Here is a 25,020-nt window from a genome sequence, read left to right on the forward strand (position 1 = left end):
CCGTCGACCGACGGCGCCCGAGCGCGGGTGTCACCCCACTCGCGGGTACGCCCCCGTCCGATAGATGTCGGTGCGGTACACCGTGCCACCGCACGTGGGCGTCAGGGTCACCTTGGCCACGTTGAAGTCGTTGGCGATCAGCGCGTACCCGAGCGCGGGCACCGACGCCTTGGGCGAGTCGGCGGCGCAGGTGCCGTCCGCGCCCGGCGCCTGCGGCTTCCAGGCGAACTGGAACTCGTACTCCTGGCCCGGCCGGAGCACGATGACCGTGCCCGAGGTCTCGGGCAGCACCGGCAGCGCGGCCGCGTCGTCGCCGGCCTTGTGCTGGAGCACGGTCACCTGCACGATCGGGTTCCCCGGCGGCGAGACCACCGAGACCACGCCGGGCCCGGTCACCTGGCAGTCCTTGGCCGCGTTGCTGCGCACCTGGAGCACGCCGTACGCCAGGCCGTCGGCGCCGATCGGTCCCAGCCGGGCGTCCTCCCCGGACAGGTCGGTGGTCGCGCACGCCGGCGTCGGCTTGGCCGGTGGCGTGCTCCCGCTCGGCGGCGCGCTGGTGGCGGGCGGCACGGTCTGGCCCACGCCCGCGCTCTGCCCGCTGGTGGGCGCGATCGAGGCGCCGGACCCACTGGTGGGCGTACCGCCTCGGGTCGCCGGGTGCGACTGGCCGGCCCCGCCCGGGATACCGGCGCTCATCCCCTCGCTCGGCCCCGGCAACGGCTCGGTGGCGTTGACCGCGGAGGACGAGGACCGGATGCCGCCGACGTTCGACTTCGAGCCGTCGCCGCCGTCCACCACGGTGCGCAGCACCGGTGTGCCGATCAGCAGCGCGGCCGCCAGCCCGGCGGCCCCGAGTGTGGCCACCCGCCGCTGCCGGCGCCGGGCCGGCACGGCGACGCGCAGCCGATCCAGCGCGTCCGACGCGGGCCGCACGTCGGCGACCGCCGCGTGCAGCCGCCGGCGCACCTCTGCCTCGAGGTCGTCGGGGTCGGGACCGAGAGTCCCCGGGGTGTTCGTCACGGCGTCTCCATCCGGGCCCGGAGGGCTTCCAGTCCGCGTGAGGCGTACGCCTTCACCGAGCCGACCGACAGTCCGAGCAGATCGGCCACCTGAGCCTCTGTCAGATCAGCGTAATAGCGCAGCACGATCACTTCTCGCTGCCGCCGTTGCAATTCGCGCAACGCCCGTACCAGCACGTCGCGTTCCGCCACGTGGCGCGAACCGTCCTCGGTACTCGTCGATTCCGGCTCGGGTTTCGACAGTAGTCGCATGCCCATGATCCGACGCCGCAGTGTCGACCGGGACAGGTTGACCACGGTCTGCCGCAGGTAGGCGAGGGTCTTGTCGGCCTCGCGCAATCGGTGCCGGGCGGTGTGCACCCGCACGAACGACTCCTGCACCACGTCCTCACACGAATCGGTGTCGTCGAGCAACAGGGAAGCCAAGCGCAACAACGAACCATAGTGCGCGCGGTAGGTCTCGGTGAGGACGTCGATGGAGACGCCCGCGTCAGAGGACACGGAAACTCCCGAAACGCCCAGATCCAGCGCGCCGACCACGGGCATTCGGACCGGGCGCAGCGCCGGTTCCGCCCTCACGACCATTTCTGCCACGACTGTTGGACACCCGACCCCCCGGGAAGGTTGTATACGCCTGCGATCCGGGGACGGTCGTCGGCTCAGACACACGTCCGCCCACCGTAGTGGGCAGGGTGACGTGCAGTCAGCCACTCGGGGCCGGGAAACGGCCGCGCACGCGCGGCAGCCGGTGTCCCCACCTGGGGAACACCGGCTGCCGCGACGGTTCGCGGCCCGGGTCCGGACCCTGTCCGGGGCGGCCGGGCGGGGCCTAGTCGCGCTCGGTCAGCTCGGCGGCGACGACCTCGGCGATCTGGGCCGTGTTCAACGCCGCGCCCTTGCGCAGGTTGTCCCCGCACATGAACATGTCGAGCGCGAACGGGTCGTCGATCGAGCGGCGCACCCGGCCGACCCAGGTCGGGTCGGTGCCGACCACGTCGGCCGGCGTCGGGAACTCGCCGTTCTCCGGGTCGTCGCACAGCACGACGCCGGGGGCACCGTCGAGGATCTCGTGCGCGCGGGCGACCGACACCTCGTTCTCGAACACGGCGTGCACCGCGAGCGAGTGCGTGGTGATCACCGGGACGCGCACGCAGGTCGTGTGCACCTTCAGGTCCGGCAGTCCGAGGATCTTGCGGGACTCGTTGCGGACCTTGAGCTCCTCGGACGACCAGCCGTCGTCCTTGAGCGAGCCGGCCCACGGCACCACGTTGAGCGCCAGCGGGGCCGGGAACGGCCCGAAGTCGCCCACCGCGCGGCGCACGTCGCCGGGCTGGGTGCCCAGCGTCTGGCTGCCCGCGACCTTGCCGATCTGCTCGCGCAGCGCGTCGACGCCGGGCTGACCGGCGCCGGAGGCGGCCTGGTACGACGCGACGACGAGCTCCTTGAGCCCGAGCTCGGCGTGCAGCGCGCCCAGCGCGACGACCATGGTCAGCGTCGTGCAGTTGGGGTTGGCGATGATGCCGCGCGGACGCACCCGCGCCGCGGCGGCGTTGACCTCGGGCACCACGAGCGGGACCTCGGGGTCCATCCGGAACGCGCCGGAGTTGTCCACCGCGACCGCGCCCTTGCTCGCGGCGATCGGCGCCCAGTGCGCGGAGACCTCGTCGGGCACGTCGAACATCGCGACGTCCACGCCCTCGAAGCACTCCTCGCTCAGCGCGATGACCTCGACCTCCTCGCCGCGTACGACGAGCTTCTTGCCCGCGGAACGCGCCGAGGCGATCAGCCGGATCTCGCCCCACACGTCCTGGCGGGTGGAGAGCAGTTCGAGCATCACCGTGCCGACCGCGCCGGTGGCGCCGACCACGGCCAGGGTGGGCTTGTCCTTGCGGGTCATCGGCCGGTACCTCCGTAGACGACGGCTTCGCCGGACTGGTCGTCCAGGCCGAACGCGGTGTGCACGGCCTGTACGGCGGCCGGAACGCCGTCGGCGCGACAGACCACCGAGATCCGGATCTCGGATGTCGAGATCAGCTCGATGTTCACCCCCGCGCCGGTGAGGGATTCGAAGAACTTGGCGGTCACGCCGGGGTGCGAGCGCATGCCGGCGCCGACCAGCGAGATCTTGCCGATCTGGTCGTCGTAGCGCAGCGACTCGAAGCCGATCTCGGCCTGGGCCTTGGTCAGCGCGGTCATCGCGCTCTGCCCGTCGGACATCGGCAGCGTGAAGGAGATGTCGGTACGGCCCGTGGAGGCCGCGGAGACGTTCTGCACGATCATGTCGATGTTGATCTCGTTGTCCGCCACCAAGCGGAAGATCTTGGCCGCCTCGCCCGGCTTGTCCGGGACCCCGACCACCGTGATCTTCGCTTCGCTGGTGTCGTGGGCGACCCCGGAGATGATCGCGTGCTCCATGTCGTCCCCTTCGGGTTCATCCGTCACCCAAGTGCCGACGAGTCCCGAGAAGGACGACCGCACGTGCACGGGCATGTCGTAGCGGCGGGCGTACTCGACGCACCGCAGGTGCAGCACCTTGGATCCGCTCGCGGCCAGCTCCAGCATCTCCTGGTAGCTGATCCGGGAGATCTTCCGGGCCTTCTTCACCACACGGGGGTCGGCGGTGAAGATGCCGTCCACGTCCGTGTAGATCTCGCAGACCTCGGCGCTGAGCGCGGCGGCCAGCGCGACGGCGGTGGTGTCCGAACCGCCGCGGCCGAGCGTGGTGATGTCCTTCGTGTCCTGGGACACACCCTGGAAACCGGCCACGATCGCGATCGCGCCCTCGTCGAGCGCGGAGCGGATCCGCCCCGGCGTCACATCGATGATGCGCGCTTTGTTGTGGACCGCGTCGGTGATCACACCGGCTTGGCTGCCGGTGAACGACCGTGCGTCGACGCCCAGGTTTTTGATCGCCATCGCCAACAGCGCCATCGACATCCGCTCACCCGCGGTGAGCAACATGTCGAGCTCGCGCCCGGAAGGGATGGGGCTCACCTGCTGCGCCAGATCGATCAGCTCGTCCGTCGTGTCGCCCATCGCGGACACCACCACGACCACTTCGTGGCCCTGCTTCTTGGTGTCGACGATTCGCTTGGCCACGCGCTTGATGCCTTCGGCATCGGCGACGGAGGAGCCGCCGTACTTCTGCACGACAAGGCCCACGTGCGCTCCTCGCTTGATATCTGTGCGGTCGGCACAGTCTAACTAGGCCGTACAGTGGTCAAAGCTTTATTCACATTGTGAGACGTACATATCACTAAGCGGGCAGTCGGAACCGAACGCCCATGTCGGCGCCGGGGCGGGCCGTACCGGGTCCGCACTCCGCTCGCCTTTCGCCCGAATTCCGGTGATATCGAATCCCGGTGGGTTCGGGCGACGACTCAGGTGTGCGGGCCGCCCAGGACCACGGCCTCGTCGAGCTGCTCGGCGAGCTCGTCGACCAACTCGTCGGCCAGTGCCTGGCCGGCCGGGTCCAGACTCTCCATGATCGGATCGTCCAGGCGGGCGTGCGACACCACCGACTGCAGCGCGCGCAGCACGGCGCTGGCGGTCGCGCCCCAGTTGGACAGGTACGAGAACTGCCACCACCACAGCGCCTCGCGGCTGCGTCCGGCCCGATGGTGGGCCAGCCCGTGCGCGAGGTCGGCGACCACGTCTGCGACGTCGTCCGACAGCCGCGCGGCGACCGGCTTGGACTTGGGCACGTACGGGTCGAAGACCTCGTAGTAGACGTCGATCGGCTCCAGCAGCCGGGACAGCGCCGAACGCAGCGCGTCGACATCCGGATCGGGACCCGAGTCGGGCTCGAAGCGGTCGTCGGGCACGATGTCGGCGATCGCGCCGAGCCGGCCGCCCGCGAGCATCAACTGCGAGACCTCCAGGAGCAGCATCGACACCGCCTGCTCCGGCTCCTCGCCCTTGGCCACCTCGGTGACGGCCAGGACGAAGCTGTCGATCTGGTCGGCGATCTCTCCGGTGAATTCGTTCAGGTCGTCAGACATCGAGCAGTCGTCTCCCCTCGAAGGCACGCCCGAGCGTGACCTCGTCGGCGTACTCCAGGTCGCCCCCAACCGGCAGCCCGCTGGCCAACCGGGTCACTCGCAGACCCATCGGCTTGCACAGGCGAGCCAGATACGTCGCGGTCGCCTCTCCTTCCAGGTTCGGGTCGGTGGCCAGGATCAACTCGGTCACCACACCGTCCGCGAGCCGGGTCATCAGTTCACGGATCCGCAGGTCGTCGGGTCCCACGCCCTCGATCGGGCTGATCGCGCCGCCGAGCACGTGGTAGCGGCCTCGGAACTCGCGGGTCTTCTCGATCGCCACGACATCCTTGGACTCCTCGACCACGCAGATCACCGCGACGTCGCGTCGCGGATCGAGGCAGATGCGGCACTGCTCCGACTCCGCCACGTTGCCGCATGTGGCGCAGAAGCGCACCTTGTCCTTGACCTCGGTGAGCGCGTGCACGAGGCGCCGGACGTCGGCCGGGTCGGCCGCCAGGAGGTGGAAGGCGATGCGTTGCGCGCTCTTCGGCCCTACACCGGGCAGTCGGCCCAGCTCGTCGATGAGGTCCTGTACGACGCCTTCGTACACCTACCGTCTCCCTGCTCGCTCTGGTTCTTCGTGGGCTTGTTGGTGGGGTTGGTGGTTGGTGGTCGGTGGTTGGTGGTCGGTGGTTGGTGGTCGGTCGTCGGTGGGCTTGTGGGGGGCTTGGGGTTTGTCGGTGGGGCTTGGGCTTGAGCCTTGGGCTTGGGGCCTTGGGCTTGGGCTTGCGCTTGGGCTTGGCCTTGCGCTTCGGCCTGAGCTTGGGCCTTGCGCTTCGGCCTGAGCTTGGGCCTTGGGCTTCGGCCTGAGCTTGGGCCTTGGGCTTCGGCCTGAGCTTGGGCCTTGGGCTTCGGCCTGAGCTTGGGCCTTGGGCTTCGGCCTTGTCGGTGGCTTCTCGGTGGGCTCGGCTTTCGGTCGTGTGGACCCGGCTCACATGCCGGGCAACCCCAGTGGGCCGCCACCGCCCATGCCCTGGGCCAGCGGGCCCATCAACCGGGACTGCATCTCCAAGGCCGCGCGGTTGGCGTCGCGCACCGCGGCGACGATGAGGTCGCCGAGGGTCTCCGTGTCCTCAGGATCCACCGCGGACGGCGAGATCTCCAGAGCCAGCAGTTCGCCGGCACCTGAGACGGTCGCGGTCACCAGGCCGCCGCCGGCGCTCCCGGTGACCTGGGTGCGGGCGAGTTCGTCCTGCGCCGCCATGAGGTCCTGCTGCATCTTCTGCGCCTGCTGCAGCAACTGCTGCATGTCGGGCTGGCCACCACCGGGAAACACCTGGACACCCTTCGTCGCTCGGACGCGGCTTCGCACCGCCTCGGGGCGGCCCTGCGCGGCGGCCGTCCTGCGGTCGAGCCTACGGCTCCGGGCGGGGCCGATGCGCGGCGGCGGCACGCATCGGCTTCGGTGCTGGGGCGGGTGGCGGGTGGGTCAGGTGGTGGGCGACTCGTCGATGATCGTGGCGCCCAGCTCGCGGGCGAGCAGTTCGTGGGTGGACAGGCCGCCGTCGTCCGCAAGGTCCTCGTCGTCGTACCGGCCGATGTCCTCGGGGATGTCGTAGTCCGGCTCGGGCGGCGGTGGGGGCGGTGCCTGCTGCGGTTGCGGTCGGGCGGGCGGCGCTGCCTGCGACGGGGCGCCGGTGGCGGGGCGGGGTTGGGCGGGGGCCGGCGGGGGCGTGGCCGCGGGGGCCGTCGGAGCGCCGGGCCACGCGCCGGGGGGCGGAGCGGCGGCGGGTGCGGGGGGCGTGACGGGTCGGCCGCCGGCCTGGGGCGTCGTGGTCGGGACCGGGGCCGGCGTGGCGGGGCGGCGGGCGGGCGCCGCGGCGCCCTCGCCGACAACGACGCAATCGATCCGCCAGTCGAAGCCGAACGCGTCCAGGACGGCCTGGCGCACGATCTCGTCCCGGCCGCTGCTGCGGAAGCCCTCGCGGGCGCCGGCCTGCTCGAACGCGAGGGTCAGCGTGGCGCCGTCGAATCCGGCCACGGTCACGGTCTGGAGCATCATCCAGGCCACCCGGTTGCGGCTGCGGACGGCGTCCAGGATCTGCGGCCACATCTCGTGCACGCGGGTGAGGTCGCCGGTGCCTTGGGCGGGGGTGGCGGCGGGCGGGGGTGTTGCCTGGGTGTGCTGCTGTTGGGCCTGCCGGCCTGGTTGGGCCTGGTGTTGTGGCGCGGCGGACGGGGGCGGGCCGGAGCCGGCGGTGCGGGCCTGGGGCCAGGCACCGGGGGCGGGCGCGGGGGGCTGCTGGGTCTGGGGCTGTGGCTGCTGGTGTTGCTGCGCCTGTTGCTGCGGCTGCGGTGCCGTGGGAGGCGGTACGGGAGCCTGGGTCGGCGCCGCGGCCGGGGCTTGGACCTGGGCCGGGGCGGCCTGATGCGGCCGGGTCGCCGCGGGGGGCGGCGCGTCGGCGCGGGCGTGGTCCGGTGCGGCGGGCCCGGCGGGGAGGCCGCCGACGGACACCCGGCGCTCCAGTCGTTCCAGCCGAGTCTGCAAACTCTGCTCACCGGAGTCGACGGCGGGCAGCAGTACCCGCGCGCAGATCAGCTCCAACTGGAGCCGGGGCGCGGTGGCGCCACGCATCTCGGTGAGGCCGGTGTTGACGATGTCCGCGGCGCGGGTGAGCCCGGCCCGGCCGAACTCGGCGGCGTGCCGGACCATGCGCTCCAACTGATCGGCCGGCACGTCGATCAGGCCCTTGTCGGCCGCGTCCGGCACGGCGGCCAGGATCACCAGGTCGCGCAGTCGCTCCAGCAGGTCGGCCACGAACCGACGCGGGTCGTAGCCTCCCTCGATCACCCGGTCGACCAACTCGAAGGCGGCCGCGCCGTCCTGCGCGACGAACGCCTCGACGACGTCGTCCAGCAGCGACCGGTCGGTGAACCCGAGCAGCGAGGTGGCCATCGCATAGGTGACACCGTCGTCGGTGGCGCCCGCGAGCAACTGGTCCATCACCGACATCGAGTCCCGCACCGACCCGGCCCCGGCCCGTACGACCAGCGGCAGCACGGCCGGCTCGACCTTGATGCCCTCGGTCTCGCACACCGACGCGAGGTGGTCGCGCAGCACGCCGGGCGGCACCAGGCGGAACGGGTAGTGGTGCGTGCGGGACCGGATGGTCCCGATCACCTTCTCCGGCTCGGTCGTCGCGAAGATGAACTTCAGGTGCTCCGGCGGCTCCTCGACCACCTTGAGCAACGCGTTGAAGCCCGCCGACGTGACCATGTGGGCCTCGTCGATGATGTAGATCTTGTAGCGCGAACTCACCGGCGAGAAGTGCGCCTTCTCCCGCAGATCGCGCGCGTCGTCCACACCACCGTGCGACGCGGCGTCGATCTCGATCACGTCGATGCTGCCGGGCCCGCCGAGACCGAGGTCCCGACACGACTGGCACTCGCCGCACGGCGTGGGCGTGGGCCCCTGCTCACAATTGAGACACCGGGCGAGAATGCGCGCGCTGGTGGTCTTGCCACACCCTCGCGGCCCACTGAACAGGTAGGCGTGATTGACGCGGTTGTTCCGCAGGGCCTGCATGAGGGGTTCCGTCACGTGCTCCTGCCCGATGACCTCTGCGTAGGTCTCGGGGCGGTAGCGACGGTAGAGGGCGAGCGACACGCCCCCGACGATAGCCGGGCCGAACGACAGACGCGGACCCTCATCACCCACCGGTGCCCGATCACCGACCCCGGTCGGGTACTGTTGGCCCCGGACCCCCCGTGCGGCGGTATCCTCCTGAACCTCCCCAGGGCCGGAAGGCAGCAAGGATAGGGAGGCTCTGCCGGGTGCACGGGGGGTTCACAGTTTCCCCACCCCCTTGGCCGCACCCCTCCGCCCCCTTCGAATAGGGGTGCGCGAGCACCCACCGACCTCCTGTAAGCTTCCGCACGGAGGATTCGCCTAGTGGCCTAGGGCGCACGCTTGGAAAGCGTGTTGGGTTCACACCCTCACGAGTTCGAATCTCGTATCCTCCGCCAGCCTGAACAGGCAAAACGTCAGCCCGGATCGTTCCGACGATCCGGGCTGACGTCGTTGTGGTTGCAGTTCTGGTTGCAGTTCAGTCCGGAAGGACAGCAGGTCAGTTCCTGGCCCTGACAGCGCACACACAGTCCCACCTGCGGCCGCCTTGTGATCTGAGACGAATCCTGAGCCGACCTCACCGAGGGCTCGGCACCGCCACACAAGGCCAACGGTCCATGACAGAGAGTACGCGCGGCTCTCAGCTCCTACGGCTCGGAATATTTTGAGGCATGATTCTGCGTATCATCAGTTAGCATCGACGGGTTGGCTAGGTGGAGGTGAGGCGGCATGGCGATCGAAAACGACCTTGTGGCCCACCCCGCCATGCTTGTGCTGGCGCGCGAGTCGCGGGGTTGGACGCAGGCTGATCTAGTCGCTGCGATGTCCAAGCTGGATGGTGGGAACCGGATCTCACAGGGGTATGTGAGCCGTTCAGAGGCTGGTCGGTTGGCTGTCCGGGGGGATCGGCTCGCACTTTTTGCAGCCGCCCTGCACTACACACCCAAGATGCTCTGTTCCGCCTCGGAACTGCGTGGTGTTGGCGTCGGGCTCATCCATCATCGCAAGCGGGCCTCGCTGGGGATGACAGATCTGCGCCGAGTGCATGCCGTACTGGCCTGTACTCGCTGGCAAGTTGATGCACTGACCGAGGCACTCCACCCCCGCTGCGATCATCGTTTTCGTCCTGTCGAGGTCACAGACATCGACAGTCCGCAAGACGCCGCAGATACGGTTCGCGAAGAGTGGGGCGTCGCTTCTGGGCCGATCAAGGATTTGGTCGGTTTGCTGGAGGACGCCGGCGCACTGGTTGTAGTCAGAGACCTACAAACCGCCGCACTTGACGCTGTCAGCCAGTGGCCCCCTCAAGGGACTCCCTTGTTCTTGCTGAACTCCGCAGCACCGGGCGACCGTTTCCGTTTCAGTCTCGCCCACGAACTCGGCCACGTTGTGATGCACACTCGTCCCGGCGATGCGAAACAGCAGGAGCGCGAGGCCGATCTTTTCGCGTCCCAGTTCTTGATGCCGGCCGATGTCATCATCGATGACTTGCAACAGGGAGTAGATCTCCCGAAGCTACTCGCCCTCAAAGACCGTTGGGGAACGTCCATGGCGGCCCTCATCCGCCGGGCATACTCCTTGAGCATCATCAAGGAGTGGCAGTACCGGAATCTGATGGTAGAGATGTCCGCGCTGGGCTACCGAACCAGAGAGCCTGGACAGGTACCCCGCGAAACCCCGCAACACGTCGCTCAAGTCGTCACCCGACTTGCCCGACAGCAAAACCTCGACACGGCCCAGGCAGCCAACCTCGCTGGTCTGGATCCCGAGGAGTTCCACGAGATCTACTTGTGCGTACCCTCGTCCGATGCCCCTTGGGACTCGGCTCACCCGTGAGGTAAAAGCAGTGACCGATCACCCGCTCCCTGGTCGGCGTCCTCCCGTGCTCCGGATCTTGGATGCCAACGTTTCACCCCTCCCCCTTCTACGCGGGCGGGTATTGCAACATGAGAACGCGAGGTTCGTCCCGCGGACACGCCCCTCGATCGACGAAGAGCTCGGCGGAGTCGTGGTCACCGGAATCAATGCCGACGCTAGGGCCTACCAACTTCGTACATTAGTTGGATACACAGGCCCGCTGTTGATCGACACCGTGGCCTACACGACGCACACTGCGACGGAAGAATCTCCGTTCCTTCTGCCGAGCGACGATATGTTCGGCGAAGTCGAGACATCTTTGAGTTTTCAGAAAGCCAGAGGGGCCAGCGCTGCTCTGACTCCGACCGGCTACATCCCGACAGCGAACTCCAAGGCGCTGAAGGCTGTATGGCACGCTGCAAAGCGCATCGAACGAGGAGACGTGATCGTTTCCCTTCCGGTCGGTGCTGGTTGGCTCAAAGACGATCACATCAAGCAGCTCATCGGAGTCTGCGCGCGGATCACGCAGCCCAAGGCTTTGATCATGACCGGACAGTTCGACCCGTCGGCAGATTCGAAAGAGTTGCCCGCCAATCTTCGGCGGTTGATGGGGGAGGTTGAGCACATGGCCTTGATGCGCACGGACCTCGCAGGTCTTGACGCGATGGCCCACGGGGCGTTGTTCGCTGGCATCGGCGGCGACAGTTCGATGCGTCACTCGGTTCCCGCGCACGAACGGGCCCTATCGTCCGGCTTCAACGGCCCATGGCATGCAAGTGTGCTTCTGCCGGACCTTATGTGTTTCACGAAGGGCAACGTCATCGCTGATCGGTACGCGAACGAGGACCCTCCCCGGTGTTCGTGCGACGTATGCGACGGCCGCGGGCTGCACCGCTTCGATCCACTTGCGCGCATGGAGGCCGAGGACCACAACAACCTCATCTGGCGCGAATGGTTCTTCACGATGGCCGCTCGATCCCCAGGGACAGCCCGGCAAGCGTGGTGGCGCGACAAGTGTGCGGCAGCCATCGACCGGTACTCCTTGGAGAACCAACGCCTCGGTCTCTCATCCAGGGGCGGATTCCAGGTGCCCAAGCCGCTCAAGGCTTGGGCCAGTCTTCCCGTCCTCGGGCACTAGCGCGCAAGGGTCTGGACGGTTCATCCACACGTGACTGGTGCGGCGCTACATCAGTTGGCGATAGACATCTTCGGCAAAGCGCCACCCGGCAGCGGTGTACCTCTTCCGAACGAACGGCCGCGGCGGAACTAGGACATCGACCCCGTCACCGCTCGCTATCCACAACCCGATTCCGTAGAAGTCGGCCTGCATCAAGGCGTCTGCTCGACGGCGCAGCGTCCCTTCCACGAGCACAGCCCGCGCGCAGAAGGGCGTGAAACGCTCGACCTTCTCCAAAGCCGAGTCCCAACCTCGCGCCGGGACAACAGCCAGAGCAACACGCACGGGCTCAATGGCCCGACGGATGACGTTCCCATCTTGACGAACTACGACGCCTGGCGGCATGGCCTTGAGCGCGCGCCGTTCGACCTCACCGAGTGATGCGATGGGAACGGGTTCGCCTTCGGGAAGGCCCATCAAAAGTTCAAGAACATCGATGCGCCTCAGGGCTCCAGTCCCGGCTTCGCGCCGCCGGCGATGTTCGCACACGTCCCTGCGGTAAGCCACGACAGCGGTGACCCCGAGAACATCAACGACGGCAGTCTCGGAACCGTGCGGCAACAGCACATCCGGCGCGCCAGGTGCAGAGACCATTTCCATGGCTGCTCGTGCTGCACTCACCGTGACGTCACCTTGCCAACTCTCGATCCGCCCCCATGGCTTGCCGCCGCCACACCGCACGTTTCGGTCTGGGTGCACGCGCTCAACTGCCAGCAGAGGGTCGCCCTCACAGGCTCTCAGTCCTAACGGCGACTACCCGCACCAGGACACGCAGCAATCACCTGTACACACTCAGCTGCCGAACCTTGCTCGAATCGAACAAATATGAGCACAAGAAGCCACATAGTGGTCAACTCGCGCATCGTTTGGGCTGCTCCCGTCGCCAGGCCGATGCTAACGGCATTCAAGGTCGCGCGGTCCAGTTGTCTCGATTACTTTCCGATTTCGGGCCGCCCGACAGTCCAACCATGCTGTGCGTAATCGGGCCGACGAGCGCATCGGATCACAGAGAAACAGCGAGCCTGTGGGGCTCAACCCCGATCAGATCAAGCCCCACACGACGTCAAGACCGGTCTTCGTGGCCTGACTTCAAAGGTTCGCCGGGTGCCCACAGAAGGCCATTGAGCTTCTGGGCAGTGTCGCGCAGCAGCGGGTGGGAGTATCAGGATTTAGGTGTACGGGGTCTCGTTTGAGTGAGTCTGGGTTTCGACTCGATTTCGTTCGTTCGGTCGTCGCCGGTTCGGCTCAGGTGCGTCCGGCGGTGACGCGGCCGTCGAAGGCCAGGTCGAAGGCGTTCAGCGCGGCCTTCCACTTGTTGGACCAGCGCACGCGTCCCTTGCCGGTGGGGTCGAGGGCGAGGGTGGCGAGGTAGAGGCGTTTGAGGGCGGCCTGTTCGTTGGGGAAGTACCCGGAGGCGTTGGCCGCGCGGCGGTAGCGGGCGTTGATCGACTCGATCGCGTTGGTGGTGCAGATGATGGTGCGGATCTCGCGGTCGAACGCGAGGAAGGGCACCATCTCGGCCCAACTGCGTTCCCACAACCGCACGATCGCCGGATACGAGGCCTCATTACCCGTCATCGACCCTCGCCCGCCCGGCTGTTCCGGGCGGGCGACCTCTTTCCCAGTCTGGAGTCAGAACCTTGAGCGACGAACTCCCCTTCGCCACAACGAAAAACCTCCTCGACGGGGCGAGCAAGCAAGGTGTGGGACCGTCCCCCGGCCGGTCCCACACGAGCACGCCGATCCCCGAGGGCGGGGACGGCGCACACGGCCCGCAGCGCCATGGGGCGCCACGGGAGGGGGAACAGCGACCCGACGTCGCCCACACGCCGCCACGTGCGCCCGTCCAGCCCGCTGCCGTCGCCGACGCTCCTCCGCGCAGCCGCAAGCGCGAGACCATCCAGCGCAAGCCCGTAAGCACTCGCCTGAGCGACACCGAGAAAGCCGAGATCGCAAGCGCCGCCCGAGCCGCGAGAATCTCGACGGCCCGGTTCATCGCCGAGGCCGCCCTCGCCCGCGCCCTCGACACCACCCACCCGCGCGCGGACGCCGCCGACGACGCGCTCCTGGAGGAGTTGGTGCGCGGCCGGACCGAGGTCGTCCGGGTGGGCACCTTGTTCAACCAGGTCACCCACCGCCTCAACGCCGGTGGCGCCAGTCGGTCGAGTGACGCGGTCCTGGCCGAGGCGGTCACCGCCGGCGTCCGGGCGTGCGCGGCGGTCATCGAACGCTACGAGGCGGCCACCGACCACCGCCTCGGCCGCGAGGCCACCGGATGATCGTCAAGATCGGCAAGGGCACCCGGACGGTCGGTGCCCTGCACTACGTGTTCGGCCCCGGGAAGAAACACAGCCCCCACACCGACCAGCACATCGTGGCCGCCTGGGAGGGCTTCCTCCCCGAGCCCGGACACTTCGACCCCGACACACCGGAACACGACGCCGCCCTGACCCGCCTGGCCCGCCTCATGGACGTGCGCGTGGACCAGGCCGGCGCCGACGCACCGCGCGAGCACGTGTGGCACTGCTCGCTCCGTAACCACCCCACCGACCCGATCCTCACCGACGAGCAGTGGGCCCAGGCCGCCCGCCGGGTGGTCGCCGCCGCGGGGATCGCCGCCGCGGGCGACCCCAACGGCTGCCGCTGGATCGCGGTACGCCACGCCGACGACCACATCCACATCCTCGCCACCCGCGTCCAAGCCGACCTGCGCGCCCCCGACACCTTCCGCGACGTCTTCCGCGACGGCGCCGAATGCGCCCGCATGGAGGAGGAATGGGGCCTGGTCCGCGTGGACCGACCCGACCGCACCGCCGCACGCCGACCCACCGCCCCCGAACGCCACAAGGCACAACGTCGCGGACACACCGCCACGGTCCGCGAGACCCTGCGTGAGCACGTGCGCACCGCCGTGGCCGCATCGGCGAACGAAAGCGAGTTCTTCGGCCACCTCGACCGGCTCGGGGTCAAGGTGAAGAAGCGGACCCTGCCCTCCGGCGACCTCGCCGGCTACAGCGTCGCGCTCCCCAACGACACCAACGCCAAGGGTGGACCCGTCTGGTTCGCCGGCGGGACACTCGCCCCTGACCTCTCCCTGCCCAAGATCCGCGCCCGCTTCCCCTCAGGCGACCACCACGACACCCCCGCCGCCGGACCTTGGTATGGGGCCGCGTCCGCAATCGATGCTGTCCCCGGGCTCCTGCGTCGAGGCTACGACGAGGCGGGGGCGGGGCAACTCTCGGCGCTGGGTGAGACGTTCTCGGCAATGGTTGTCGTCACCACCGGCCCCACTCGGTTGGAGGTCCGCCGGGCTTCGATCGCGTTCGCACGCGCCACCCGTTCCCGTGTCAGGGCCGACCAACGAGCCGGAGACGCACTGCGCTCAGCAGCCCGGGACCTCCTGTGGGCCGGCCGCAGCGAACAGGACGGCGGGGCCACCGCCATGATCCTGTGCACCCTCGTCCTGGCCGCGCTCGCCGCCGCCCACTGGCACCGACTCCGCAACCACCATCAACAAGCCGCCGCAGCCCACCAAACCCTGATCCACCTCCAGGCCGCCTACCGCCACACCACCACGCCACGCCCCACGACCACGCGCGCAACCCGGCCCGGCACCGTGCCCGGAGCGCGCGGCGAGGAGACGCCGCTGGCGACGCCCGAAGTCATGGAGGCCCTGCGGAAGGTGCTGCCGGAGCACGCCGACCGCATCCTGGCCGACCCCGCCTGGCCCGCCCTGAACACCGCGCTCACCCAGGCCACCCGCACCGGCAAGGCACCAACGACCGTCCTGCTCGACGCCGCCGGGCAACGCGAACTCGACACCGCCGCCTCACCCACCGAAGTCCTCACCTGGCGCATCCGCCGCCAACTCCACCAACCCACACCCCGAGCCCGAGCCGCCACCGCACGCAGCACCCGCACCACGCTGACACGACCCACCACCCCCGCCCCGAGCCACCGGCTCCCACCCACGGAGGAACACCACCGCAGACGCTGACCGCGACACCCACCGGTACGTCTGTGACCTGCGCGAACACGCTCCGAAGTGGGTCACGGAACACCGTGGACTTCCGTCCCCGGTCGGGGGCATGGTGTGTCGTCCCCGACCGGAAAGGACCCCGTGCACCAACCCCACCCCGACCACCAGCCCGCACTCCCGCAGGCCCCAAACCTGCACCCCATGCCCGCTCCCGGCACCTACGACCAAGACGACCTGGCGATGTGCACCGAACACCCCGACGAGCTGCGCGTCACCGGCATCCCCGTCCGCTGCCCCGCCTGCGACGCCCGCCGCGACTGGCTCCTCGTCCACCACCGGGGCCACACCTTCATCCGCTGCCGCTGCGCACACCAATGGCACGAACCCGACCTCGCCCCCGACGACTTCGACACCCTCACCACCGGACCACCGGACCGCTACTGGTCCACCTACACCGAGGCCCTCGTCAGCCTCGGCTTCGACGGCATGCTCGCCGGTACGTACATCTGATCCGCGAGCGGCGCCGGGCAGCGTTCCCGCCCGGCGCCGGCGCCGGTTTGTGGGCTGGCGAGCTCGACCTCGCAGGTCAAGGTATACGGGCGTCGATGCCGTACACGTTCCGCAGGATGTTCAGGGCGATGCTTGCCTCGGCGACCACCGCCAACGGGTCCTCGCCGTCCATCACCCGGCGCATTGCCTCTCCGCGCCACCCGTGCGGCAGCGCCGCCATGCGGCGGCCGACGTCCTCGGCACGGCGGGCGTCACGCGCACGTTCTCCGTGCGTCCAGCCGTCGCACAGGTCGGCGACGTGGCGGGCAATTTCCGCGAGTCGATGCAGACGCGCGCCGTCCTCGTCCAGGTACCGATGGCGCCTTGGCTTGGTCACGAGCACGTGACCGGTGGCCATCGCCCACTGCACGGCGGCCTGTTCGCCCGCAGGGAGAGTCTCCCAGCGTCCGCTCGCAACGAGATGGTCCCTCAAGAGCATCCCGGCGGTACGGGCTGCTTCGGCGATCTCCGCCCAGGGTTCCATCCTCCACCGCTCCAGGAGCGCGGACAGCTTCCGCAGGTCCGGCAGGTGTTCGGGTTCCGGGCTTCCTTCGTCGGCGGGCTTCACCGGCGCACCGTCGCGACCCGCAGGTCGCGGTCGCTCCCGAGCGCATGCGGTGCCGCAGCCCCGTATGCCCGGCGGTGACGCTCCGCTGCCCGAAGATACGGCCGCACCGTCGGAGCTTCGTGACCCGGGGGGAAGATCTTGAGTTCCCTGCCTTCGGGGTGGCCCATTGCCGGCCCACGCTCGCGCGTACGGGCCGGCGTCCGCCCGCCTGTCGCCGGCTTCCGAGGGTTGGCGGCAGGCGGTAAGTGGTGGGCCGCCGGCTCGTATCGGCGGGCGTGTGTGCCTCCCGGTGGTCCGAACAACAGTCGGCCCAGCCGGGCCAGAACGGCAGCGCAGAAGTACGTCACGTCGGCAGGTCCTTCTCTCGGAATGACCGACGGCCATACCCGGGACCGTCGACGGCGGTCGCCGGGGCCGTCGTGTGGGGACCCCGCCCCCGCGCCGCGGGTGTGCGCGCGAGGGCGGGGCGCTGGAGCTCGGCGCGGGTCGGCGCCGAAGGGTCGCCGCTCCGGTCGCGGACGTCTCACGCGACCGGAGCAGGTTGCATGACCCGCGGGTGGACGGACGATTCAGACCTCGACGACCGCGTAGGCGGGCAGGTGGTCCGAGAGCCGCCGCACGGCCGGGTCGTCGATGACGCCCGCTGTGCGGAACGTGAGTCCGCTGCCAAGGATGTGGTCGCTCCGGCGGGCGATGCCGTCCTCCTTCTCGTCCCAGTGACCGACCGTGTTGCGCCCTAATTGCAGATCCGCGAAGGGGTCGATGAAGCCGGCCCGATCAAGCAGGCGAATCGCCCGCCGGTCGGTGAGACCGAGGGTCCCGTCCTCACGGCACAGCCGGTGACGGGACTGGAGGTGGGCGGGGAGGGTCGACCAGTCGGGTTCGGGGTCGAACGCGCCGATCGTGTTCAGGTCACCCAGCAGCAGCGTGCGCCGACCGGGCGCCGCATATTCCGTGAGCCACCGGGCCTCGCTCTCGCGATCGTCGCCCGAGAAAGGATCCAGATGCGTGTGCAGGACCGTGAGCGGTGCGCCCGTGTCCGGGACGACGAACTCCAGACGCTGGAGCGTGTGGTGGAACTTCCCCTCCGCCGCGTCCGCGGTGTAGCCGACGCGCCGGAGCCTGGCGGGATTCCACGCGAGCACGAGGTGGCAACCGTGGCTCGCGGACGCAGCCAACATCGTCTGCATGTCCAGCTCGTTCGCGATCGCGCACTCCAGGGCGTGATCGTCCCGAGTGCCGTGCTGAACCTCCTGCAGGGCGACGAGATCCAGGTCCATGGCCCGCAGGAGCGCCATCTGTGACGGGAAGCGATCACCGCCACCGTTCAGAAGGTTGTAGGTACCCACACGCCTGACCGGGTGCCGCATCGCCTCCTCCGTCTGGGCCAACCCGCCACGGCGGAAAGCCTGAAACGCCGCGTAGTCCCTGGCCAAGCCTTCGAAGGACGCCTTCATGTCGCACCAGTCCTCATCGGACGCCTCGCTCGCCATGCGGGGCGCGTCGTCCGCGAGCCGTGGGTCAACGCGCGTTCGGAGCGCATCCGCGTAGGCGGCGAAGCCCCGGGAGTCGAGGCCCAGGCCGACCAGGTCTGCCCGCACGCCGTCGAGCCGGCGATGCAGCTCGCGGTAACGCACGTGCACGTCCCACCACTCCACGGCAGCCCAGCAACCGGCGCGGACCCGCTCGAAAGCGGAGGGACGCAGCGGGTACGGAACGTTGTCGATGTCCTGCTCGACACCGTGGAAGACCCTGGCGTCCGCCCGTTGAACGAATCGGCCGATCACGGGTGCACCGCGAATCCGGCGATGAACGCCTGGTAGCCGCTCTGTCGACGCTCGCATCGAAAGGCGGTCGTCAAGGCGTGGGTCAGGAGCAGTCCCCGTCCGGATTCGGCGTCCGGTTCCTCGACGGGTTGCGGCAGTGTCACCGCGCGTTGGCGGGCCAGCACCGTTACCCAGAACAGGCCGTCGGCCGTGTGGGTGGTCACCAGGACGGCGCTCGTCGGGTGGCCGTGGACGAAGACGTTGGTGGTCAGTTCGCTGATCACCTCGGCGACATCGTCCTCGTGGGCGCCGGCGACTCGTGCCCTGGCTGCGGCATGCTCACGCGCGGTCCGTACGGGCCGAGGGCCCCGTAACCGCAGGACGGAGGGAAGTTCGAGAGTATCGCTGGGCACAGTTGTCCTCAGACTTCGCGGAATTCGTGGTGAAAACCATTCGTGTGTGCGCGTGATCGACCCGGCTCGGAATCGCGACACAAGTGCGCGAACTGTGTTCCGCTGCGGGGTGGAGTGTCGGGCTCAGGACGGCGGAACAGGCGGGTAGCCCCATTTCAGGGGCTCTCCGGGTACGGAGCCAACGCGCCGCCACTTACACCTGAGCCGATCCCGTCGGCTTCGCTCCTGGGATGAAGGGTCAGGTGCCGAGAATTTGGCTTGCTCGGGCGCGCAGGGGTTGTTCCAGGTCGAGGTTGTCGCCGCGGGTGGTGGTCTGGAGGAGCTGGGTGATGACGGCGAGTTCGGAGAATCGGCCTGCGGGGGTGTTCAGGACGTGCGCGAGTTCGCTGCGGATTCGGGCTGCGACGTTCGGCACGAGGAGGCTGTAGGTGTGGAGCATCGCGGCGTCGTAGCCGGCCGGGGCGGTGCCCCAGCCTTCCCAGTCCAGGATGGCGAGCTGGGGTGCGGTCAGGTTTGCCCAGTGCAGGTCGCCGTGGGCGGTGGTCCAGGTGGGCACGGTCGTGTCGATCGGGCGTCCGAGGTACTCGGGCATGGCGCGGTCGACGTATGCCTGTCGCAGGGCGACGCGGTCGGTGGTCACGGGGGCGATGTGGTCGAGTGCCCGGCGCAGGTCGTGCCACCACGTGTCGTCGAGTCCGGGGTCCTCGCGGAGTACCGGTCCGGCCGTGGTGATCGGGCGGGCCGTGACGCGGTCGTGGAGTTCCGCTCGGAAGGCGTGGTCGCCGTCGGCCCAGTCCTCGATGCCGCGCAACCGGGGCCTCGGTACGGAGTCCGGGATGGTCTTCTCGGCGTCCTCCGGCCCGAGCCACAACCGGCCTCCGGCCTTGTCGACAGGTGCGCGGACGAGTCGCAGCCACCCCAGGCCGTGGTCACCGGCGACGGGCCCGCCGAGGGTCCTGCCGCGCCAGCCCCACACTTCGGGGCCGTCGTCGGGAACGACTGTGAGAGCGGTTGCGGAACGCCGGTAGGCGTCGCGCATCAAGGCGACTTCGCGCGGGTCGTCAGGTGGCGAAAACATCGCGGATCCTTCGAAGTCGGCTCGGGTCGAGCGGCGGACGCGAACAGGCTTTCATGGCGTCGCTCCAGTGTTCCGGGTCGCTGCTGGAGAGCAGGACACGACACACTCCCGGCGCGGAGGCCGGCACGATCAGGGCGGCCTGCGCGGCCGTCAGTCCGTCGCCGACGAGTTCGACGGCCTCGGGTGTGAGCATCGCGGGCAGCTCGCCCCCGTGCAGTGGGGCCGATGCGAAGACCTCGATACCCGCGGCGAGGGCGTCTCGAAGCACGCCGCCGCCCGCCATTGCGGCGACGACTGGTTCGATGTGGACCAGGGATACGGGGAGTTGCACTGCCCGTAGGTGGTGCCCCTCACCGGCGACGGTCCGCGCCATGGACAGCAGTGTCTCGACATCGAACCGGCCGGTGGAGAAGCCGGTCCAGGTCGCGATGCCGTAGCCGCCGATCGTGCCCTCGGCAGCCGCTTCTTCGAGGGCCGCGATCGCCGACAGCAGTCGCGCGGCTTGGGCCTCAGGTCTGCCCTCGGGGGCGTGTTCGGGATTGTGCAGGAAGACGATGTCGGGTCGTCGACCGAGTTCGGATCGGCTGCGGTGGACCTGCCAACGCACGAACTCGGGCGCCAGGCTGTGCCGGACACCCGCTTCGCGTCGGTGGAGAACCCCTGCGGTGAGTGCCTCGGCGGCGGCCTCCCGGGTCATGAAGCCGACCTTCGTGGACACCCGAATTCGAGGGTGTGCCGCAAGGATCGGCGCCAGAGCGCACTCGGCCGTCCCGGCGCCGTAGTTCGGCGCGGTGTCGATCCACTCGACGCCGGCGGCCACCGCGAGCTTGGCCGCGCGTGCGACATCGGGGCAGCGATAGGTACCCAACGCGAGCGTGGCCGTCACGTGGTCACCGTCCCGACGTGCGCGACCTGGCCGGACACCAGCTCGGTGACCACGGCTGCGGCCTGTTCGACCCGCACCCCCGACGCCTGGGCGAGCTCACCGAGCCGGTGGGAACGGCCGTCCAAGAGAAGGGCGAGCATCGCGTGCACCTGCGGAGCGAAGATCCACTCCTCGCCCCCTGCCGTGAGTACGACCTGGCCGTCCGGGTCACGGGTCACCGATGGCCGTGAGACGAGCAGTCTCACCGGCAGCCCGGGCGACGCGGGCACGCCGTCGACGTAGGGCAGCGAAGGGGCTGTCCGAGGCTGTTCGGTCGCGTCCCGGAACTCGGTGTATCGATCGACCACGCCTTCGGCTTCGAGCTCGGCCGTGATGAGCTTGAGCAGGGTTTCGGCGAAGTCCTGCTTCTGTCGTGCCGTTCCGAGCTGCGGCACGTCGGCACGCACCGCCTGATGCGTGCGCAGGGTGTCGGCGAGCCAGCCGATGAGGTCGGCGCCGGTCGTGCTTTGCAGGCCGAAGGTCAGGTGCAGGGACCGCCCGCCGTCCTCGGCGGCGACAGCGTGCCACCAGCCGCGCGGCACGTACAGCGTGTCGCCCGGGGTGAGTACGAGGTCCGCAATCGGTTCGTCGGGCGGCGGTTCGGGGGCTTCGACGTCGCGGTGCATCGGCGCGACACGGGTAGGACCGTAGAGGCGCCACCGCTTCGCACCGTCGACCTGGACGACAACGACGTCGTGGTCGTCCCAATGGGTCCCGAAGCCTTCGTTCGCGGTCCACGACGCGTACAGGTTGGCCTGCACCGCAGTGCGAAAGTCGCGTTCCAGTTGCGCGGCGAGGTCGCCGATACGGGCGTGGAGTTCGTCGGCGGCGTCCAGGACGAGGGTGGCACCCGCAGCCAACTGCTCGTGCAGGGCTGCGGGTTGAATGCGGTTCCACACGGTGCTGCGGCGGGTGATCACCGGCCGCGTGTACAGGTGCTGCGGCAACATCTCGCCACCCGAGCACAGGCGAAGGCGCGGCGGTTCGAGGCGATGCCGGGCCAGGATGGCGTTCACGTCCTCCCAGCCGAGCAGGCCGGCCACGGTGGTGGCGTCCCCGCGTGCCATACGGAACTCTCGGCCGAACGCCTGGGCGAGGAAGGTCTCCCCGCCCAGGCGCGCGACCACCGAGGTGTCGGCGGTCGTCATGTCGGGCCGTCAGTCGTTCGTGTCGCTGACGCCGCTGGAGCCGCCGTCGGACGGCTGCTCGGCGCGGGAGCGGGCGGCGACGATACGGCGACGGGCGACCAGCAGGCCGTCCTCCGCCTTGGCCGTGGTGGGCACGATCTGAGGCATGGTGTCTTCCTTTCGGTTGCGGGGTCGACCTGATACCGATCCCTGCGCGACGCGGTGGGCGGGACTCACGTCCCGGTCCGTTCGCGTAGGTCCACCGAACCGTGTCGCCCGGCCCGGAAACAGCGCGCCAAAGCCGCACACATGCTGCATCCATGCGGCACTGTGGGAGATGACCTGGGTATTCGGCGGACCATGGCAATCGGGAGGCCACGCCATGACGTTCAAGCGCCATCGACTCGTGCAGCGCCGCGAGTCCCGGGGATTCACCCAGGAATCACTTGCCGAGCGGCTCGGCGTCGACCGCTCCACCATCGCCCGCTGGGAAAATGGCAGAGGCCCCCAGCCGTGGATGCGTCCGAATCTGGCGAGAGCGCTGGGGTTGTCCCGGGAGGAGCTCGACACGCTGCTGCGCGACTTCAGCGATTGCGGTCGGCCACCAGTAATCGGAAGCCTCGCCCATGGTGACCCGGCCACAGGCACCGCGTTACGCGCGGACCTCATGGATGTCGCCGAGCGCTACGACAACTCACCTTCCGCAGGACTACTCGCCGATGCGGGCCAGCTCCTGACTCGCGTCACCATGGGCGCCGACCAGGCCCGCGTCGGACGAGCTCAACGCGAACTCCGCAGCTTGCAGGCCGAGGCGGCGACTCTGATGGGCCAACTCGTCTGGGACGCCTCGCAACGCTCGGACCACACCACAGCCCACACCTACTACGCACAGGGCATCGATCTCGCCCGCCACCTGCACGACCGCACCCTCGAAGGCCGAGCCCTCCTACGCACCGGATACCTCGCGCTGTACGGCACCTGCCAACCACAAGAGGGCCTCGACTACTCGCTTCGGGCAGCCGAGGCCGCCAAAACCACCAGCCCCGCACTGCTGGCCGTCGCCCTCCTCCACATCGGAGAAGCGCACGCGATGCTCGGGCACGCCAGCGATTGCGAACGAGCCCTCGCCCGGGCCGAACGCCATCTCGACCGGGTCACCACCGTCGACGCCGCCGCCGACCTCGTCTCCCCCACCCAGTTCGGACGCCTGGCCGGATCGTGTTATCTGAACCTCGGACAGAACCGTCGCGCTCAGCAGCAACTGGAGTCGACCGCTGAGCAATTGCCCGCCCGGCGGAAGTCGCGCACCATCGTCCTCGGAAACCTGACACTCGCCCTCATCAGGCAAGGCGAGCTCGACAACGCCGTGTCCGTGCTCGGCCAGGCCATCGACGAGCTAGAACAAACCCGAGGAGGCGGGGGCATAAACGTCATCTTCGCCGCCGGCCGCGAACTACGCCCATGGCATCGCAGAGTCGACGTACAAGACGTGCAAGACCGCCTCTTCACCCTGATGACCGCCACCTGAACACCAAGGAGCGCGCGGTGCCCACCGAGCACGACCAGGCCAAACAACGCGTCCGCGAACGAGTATGGAACGCACTCGACGCCGCGGACGCCGTCCACGACGCAACCAGCCACGGCAGAATCCCGGACTTCCACGGCAAGGACCAGGCCGCCGAACGCCTCGCCGCACTCGCCCGGTGGAAGACCGCAGGCGTCATCAAGTCCGTACCGGACAAGGCACAACTACCTATCCGTATCACGGCCTTGGCCGAAGGCAAGATCGTGTACATGGCGGTCCCCAAACTTGCCACGCCGAAGCCGTTCTACGTCCTCGACCCCGCGACACTCACCGCCTCGCCCGAGCAGGCGGCAACCAGTCACATCGCGGCAACCATCGCCCCGACCGCCGACGTCGACACCCTCCAACCGGTCGACATCGTCGTCCTCGGCAGCGTCGCCGTGAACCGCGCCGGCGTCCGCATCGGCAAAGGCGCCGGCTACTCCGACATCGAGTTCGCCCTGCTCACCGAGGCCGGCCTCATCAGCCCCGACACCCTCATCGTCACCACGGTCCACGCACTTCAAGTGATCGACGAGCCGATCCCGTCCACCGAACACGACGTCACCGTGGACCTGATCATCACCCCCGACGAAGTCATCAGAACGACCGAAACGCATCGCCCGTCAGGCATCCTCTGGGATCACCTCACACCGGAAAAAATCGCCCAGATCCCCGCACTCGTCCTGCGGGCCAACTGATTCAGTGCGGGCTGAAGAATCCATCCGGGCCAGAGAGAGTCCGGTATCGACGGCTGTGGAACGAGAAGATCCCCGCACCGAAGGTCGAGTCCATATGCGATCCAAGACATTTTGCCTGAGGAGCACTCGAACGAGTGATGAGCACTTCGTCGGCCCACGAGCAATGCGTTTGCGGCGGCGAAATCACCCCAAGGCTGCGCTACCCAATCGCGGCCATGAGGCAGCGGTTCTGGTTGTGCCCGCTGGGTCATGGTCAAGCCCACCCTGATCACCTGGCGCCGAGAGCGAACCGAGCACGCCCTTCGCATCCAGTCGGCCACTCGAGCGCGAGCTACAGCGGTTGTTGGAGGCGATGAATCCCATTCGGCGGCTCTACCGAAATTCGTCATTGACATGGGCCTCATCGGTAGGCAGTCACTGCAGCCAGATAGAGCCCGCAGGCCGTGCTGCAGGAGCCACCGCCGATCAGAACTGCCATCGCGGGCCGTATTCCGCCCCGCCAAGCAACAAAAGTAGCGACGCAGCCAACATGGACGGAGACGGACAGGGCAAGGAGCAGGGAGAACAGACTGAGCGTGGTCATGAAGATTCGTGCCTCTCGGGGTTCGCGGGTGGCCGAACGCACACCGTTCGCCTGCCGACACGCTCCCTGTCCGACGAGGTGTCCGACTGCCTTCCAGGGTGAA

23 protein-coding genes, 1 tRNA gene, 1 other RNA gene and 1 pseudogene are annotated in these 25,020 nt (G+C 68.9%); 9 read left to right on the forward strand and 17 right to left on the reverse strand.

Features of this window, described 5'->3' with window-relative positions; genetic code table 11:
• Positions 1-30: 30 nt before the first annotated feature.
• The 8 genes from OG948_RS17435 to OG948_RS17470 form a co-directional block, all read right to left on the reverse strand.
• The gene (locus OG948_RS17435; protein ID WP_406297447.1) at positions 31-1,020 is read right to left on the reverse strand and encodes a DUF4232 domain-containing protein; all 990 of its coding nucleotides are present in this window, start codon (positions 1,018-1,020) and stop codon (positions 31-33) included.
• On the reverse strand, positions 1,017-1,604 hold the full coding sequence (locus tag OG948_RS17440; protein ID WP_395867026.1) for a SigE family RNA polymerase sigma factor: 588 nt from the start codon (positions 1,602-1,604) through the stop codon (positions 1,017-1,019). Before OG948_RS17440 ends, OG948_RS17435 begins: the two co-directional genes overlap by 4 nt.
• Positions 1,605-1,848: 244 nt before the next feature.
• Positions 1,849-2,916 carry an aspartate-semialdehyde dehydrogenase gene (locus OG948_RS17445; RefSeq protein WP_406297448.1) on the reverse strand — a complete coding sequence of 356 codons (1,068 nt, stop codon included), beginning with the start codon at positions 2,914-2,916 and terminating at the stop codon, positions 1,849-1,851.
• Positions 2,913-4,181, reverse strand: coding sequence for an aspartate kinase (locus OG948_RS17450; protein ID WP_355530902.1), 1,269 nt, complete (start codon positions 4,179-4,181; stop codon positions 2,913-2,915). Before OG948_RS17450 ends, OG948_RS17445 begins: the two co-directional genes overlap by 4 nt.
• A gap of 218 nt (positions 4,182-4,399) precedes the next feature.
• Positions 4,400-5,020, reverse strand: coding sequence for a DUF5063 domain-containing protein (locus OG948_RS17455; RefSeq protein WP_395866598.1), 621 nt, complete (start codon positions 5,018-5,020; stop codon positions 4,400-4,402).
• On the reverse strand, positions 5,013-5,612 hold the full coding sequence (gene recR / locus OG948_RS17460; RefSeq protein WP_391586320.1) for a recombination mediator RecR: 600 nt from the start codon (positions 5,610-5,612) through the stop codon (positions 5,013-5,015). The genes OG948_RS17455 and recR overlap by 8 nt, the downstream gene beginning before the upstream one ends.
• A gap of 381 nt (positions 5,613-5,993) precedes the next feature.
• A complete protein-coding gene (locus OG948_RS17465; protein WP_395866596.1) occupies positions 5,994-6,338 on the reverse strand; it encodes a YbaB/EbfC family nucleoid-associated protein in 345 nt (114 codons plus the stop codon).
• Between the two features lie 153 nt (positions 6,339-6,491).
• Complete coding sequence (locus OG948_RS17470; RefSeq protein ID WP_406297449.1) at positions 6,492-8,669, reverse strand: DNA polymerase III subunit gamma and tau; 2,178 nt, start codon at positions 8,667-8,669, stop codon at positions 6,492-6,494.
• 89 nt (positions 8,670-8,758) lie between these two features.
• Between OG948_RS17470 and ffs the strand changes: the two genes are divergently transcribed.
• From ffs to OG948_RS17490, 4 genes are all read left to right on the forward strand, one after another.
• Positions 8,759-8,857: signal recognition particle sRNA small type (ffs, locus tag OG948_RS17475), an RNA gene on the forward strand.
• Between the two features lie 83 nt (positions 8,858-8,940).
• Positions 8,941-9,028, forward strand: a tRNA-Ser gene (locus OG948_RS17480).
• A gap of 331 nt (positions 9,029-9,359) precedes the next feature.
• Positions 9,360-10,466, forward strand: a complete 1,107-nt coding sequence (locus tag OG948_RS17485) for an ImmA/IrrE family metallo-endopeptidase (RefSeq protein WP_406297450.1) — start codon at positions 9,360-9,362, stop codon at positions 10,464-10,466.
• Between the two features lie 244 nt (positions 10,467-10,710).
• Positions 10,711-11,625 carry a hypothetical protein gene (locus OG948_RS17490; RefSeq protein ID WP_406297451.1) on the forward strand — a complete coding sequence of 305 codons (915 nt, stop codon included), beginning with the start codon at positions 10,711-10,713 and terminating at the stop codon, positions 11,623-11,625.
• Between the two features lie 45 nt (positions 11,626-11,670).
• On the opposite strand, the gene OG948_RS17495 is transcribed toward OG948_RS17490, so the two are convergent.
• Positions 11,671-12,285 carry a hypothetical protein gene (locus tag OG948_RS17495; protein WP_406297452.1) on the reverse strand — a complete coding sequence of 205 codons (615 nt, stop codon included), beginning with the start codon at positions 12,283-12,285 and terminating at the stop codon, positions 11,671-11,673.
• A gap of 624 nt (positions 12,286-12,909) precedes the next feature.
• A pseudogene (locus OG948_RS17500) lies at positions 12,910-13,230 on the reverse strand (transposase); the annotation flags it as partial.
• Positions 13,231-13,304: 74 nt separating this feature from the next.
• Between OG948_RS17500 and OG948_RS17505 the strand changes: the two are divergent.
• The 3 genes from OG948_RS17505 to OG948_RS17515 all read left to right on the forward strand — a co-directional run bounded on the left by OG948_RS17505 (position 13,305) and on the right by OG948_RS17515 (position 16,153).
• A complete protein-coding gene (locus OG948_RS17505) occupies positions 13,305-13,943 on the forward strand; it encodes a plasmid mobilization protein (protein WP_406297453.1) in 639 nt (212 codons plus the stop codon).
• Entirely contained in the window at positions 13,940-15,661 is a 1,722-nt protein-coding gene (locus OG948_RS17510) for a relaxase/mobilization nuclease domain-containing protein (RefSeq protein ID WP_406297454.1), read from the forward strand. The genes OG948_RS17505 and OG948_RS17510 overlap by 4 nt, the downstream gene beginning before the upstream one ends.
• Before the next feature lie 183 nt (positions 15,662-15,844).
• Positions 15,845-16,153, forward strand: coding sequence for a hypothetical protein (locus OG948_RS17515; RefSeq protein WP_406297455.1), 309 nt, complete (start codon positions 15,845-15,847; stop codon positions 16,151-16,153).
• Between the two features lie 76 nt (positions 16,154-16,229).
• Here OG948_RS17515 and OG948_RS17520 read toward each other — a convergent pair whose 3' ends face one another.
• The 7 genes from OG948_RS17520 to OG948_RS17550 form a co-directional block, all read right to left on the reverse strand.
• Positions 16,230-16,760 carry a hypothetical protein gene (locus tag OG948_RS17520; RefSeq protein WP_406297456.1) on the reverse strand — a complete coding sequence of 177 codons (531 nt, stop codon included), beginning with the start codon at positions 16,758-16,760 and terminating at the stop codon, positions 16,230-16,232.
• A 569-nt stretch (positions 16,761-17,329) separates the two neighbouring features.
• The gene (locus OG948_RS17525; RefSeq protein WP_406297457.1) at positions 17,330-18,547 is read right to left on the reverse strand and encodes an endonuclease/exonuclease/phosphatase family protein; all 1,218 of its coding nucleotides are present in this window, start codon (positions 18,545-18,547) and stop codon (positions 17,330-17,332) included.
• Positions 18,544-18,939, reverse strand: a complete 396-nt coding sequence (locus OG948_RS17530) for an ATP-binding protein (protein WP_406297458.1) — start codon at positions 18,937-18,939, stop codon at positions 18,544-18,546. Before OG948_RS17530 ends, OG948_RS17525 begins: the two co-directional genes overlap by 4 nt.
• 238 nt (positions 18,940-19,177) lie before the next feature.
• On the reverse strand, positions 19,178-20,017 hold the full coding sequence (locus OG948_RS17535; protein WP_406297459.1) for a hypothetical protein: 840 nt from the start codon (positions 20,015-20,017) through the stop codon (positions 19,178-19,180).
• Positions 20,001-20,903, reverse strand: a complete 903-nt coding sequence (locus OG948_RS17540) for an aldo/keto reductase (protein WP_406297460.1) — start codon at positions 20,901-20,903, stop codon at positions 20,001-20,003. The genes OG948_RS17535 and OG948_RS17540 overlap by 17 nt, the downstream gene beginning before the upstream one ends.
• Positions 20,900-22,090 carry a JmjC domain-containing protein gene (locus tag OG948_RS17545; protein ID WP_406297461.1) on the reverse strand — a complete coding sequence of 397 codons (1,191 nt, stop codon included), beginning with the start codon at positions 22,088-22,090 and terminating at the stop codon, positions 20,900-20,902. The genes OG948_RS17540 and OG948_RS17545 overlap by 4 nt, the downstream gene beginning before the upstream one ends.
• A gap of 9 nt (positions 22,091-22,099) precedes the next feature.
• Positions 22,100-22,237, reverse strand: a complete 138-nt coding sequence (locus tag OG948_RS17550; protein ID WP_406297462.1) for a hypothetical protein — start codon at positions 22,235-22,237, stop codon at positions 22,100-22,102.
• Between the two features lie 214 nt (positions 22,238-22,451).
• Between OG948_RS17550 and OG948_RS17555 the strand changes: the two genes are divergently transcribed.
• Together OG948_RS17555 and OG948_RS17560 are read left to right on the forward strand one after the other, a co-directional pair.
• Positions 22,452-23,597 carry a helix-turn-helix transcriptional regulator gene (locus OG948_RS17555; RefSeq protein WP_406297463.1) on the forward strand — a complete coding sequence of 382 codons (1,146 nt, stop codon included), beginning with the start codon at positions 22,452-22,454 and terminating at the stop codon, positions 23,595-23,597.
• 17 nt (positions 23,598-23,614) lie between these two features.
• A complete protein-coding gene (locus tag OG948_RS17560; RefSeq protein WP_406297464.1) occupies positions 23,615-24,334 on the forward strand; it encodes a 5-formyltetrahydrofolate cyclo-ligase in 720 nt (239 codons plus the stop codon).
• Positions 24,335-25,020: the final 686 nt, after the last annotated feature.

Source organism: Embleya sp. NBC_00888, assembly GCF_045207655.1.
Lineage (GTDB): Bacteria > Actinomycetota > Actinomycetes > Streptomycetales > Streptomycetaceae > Embleya.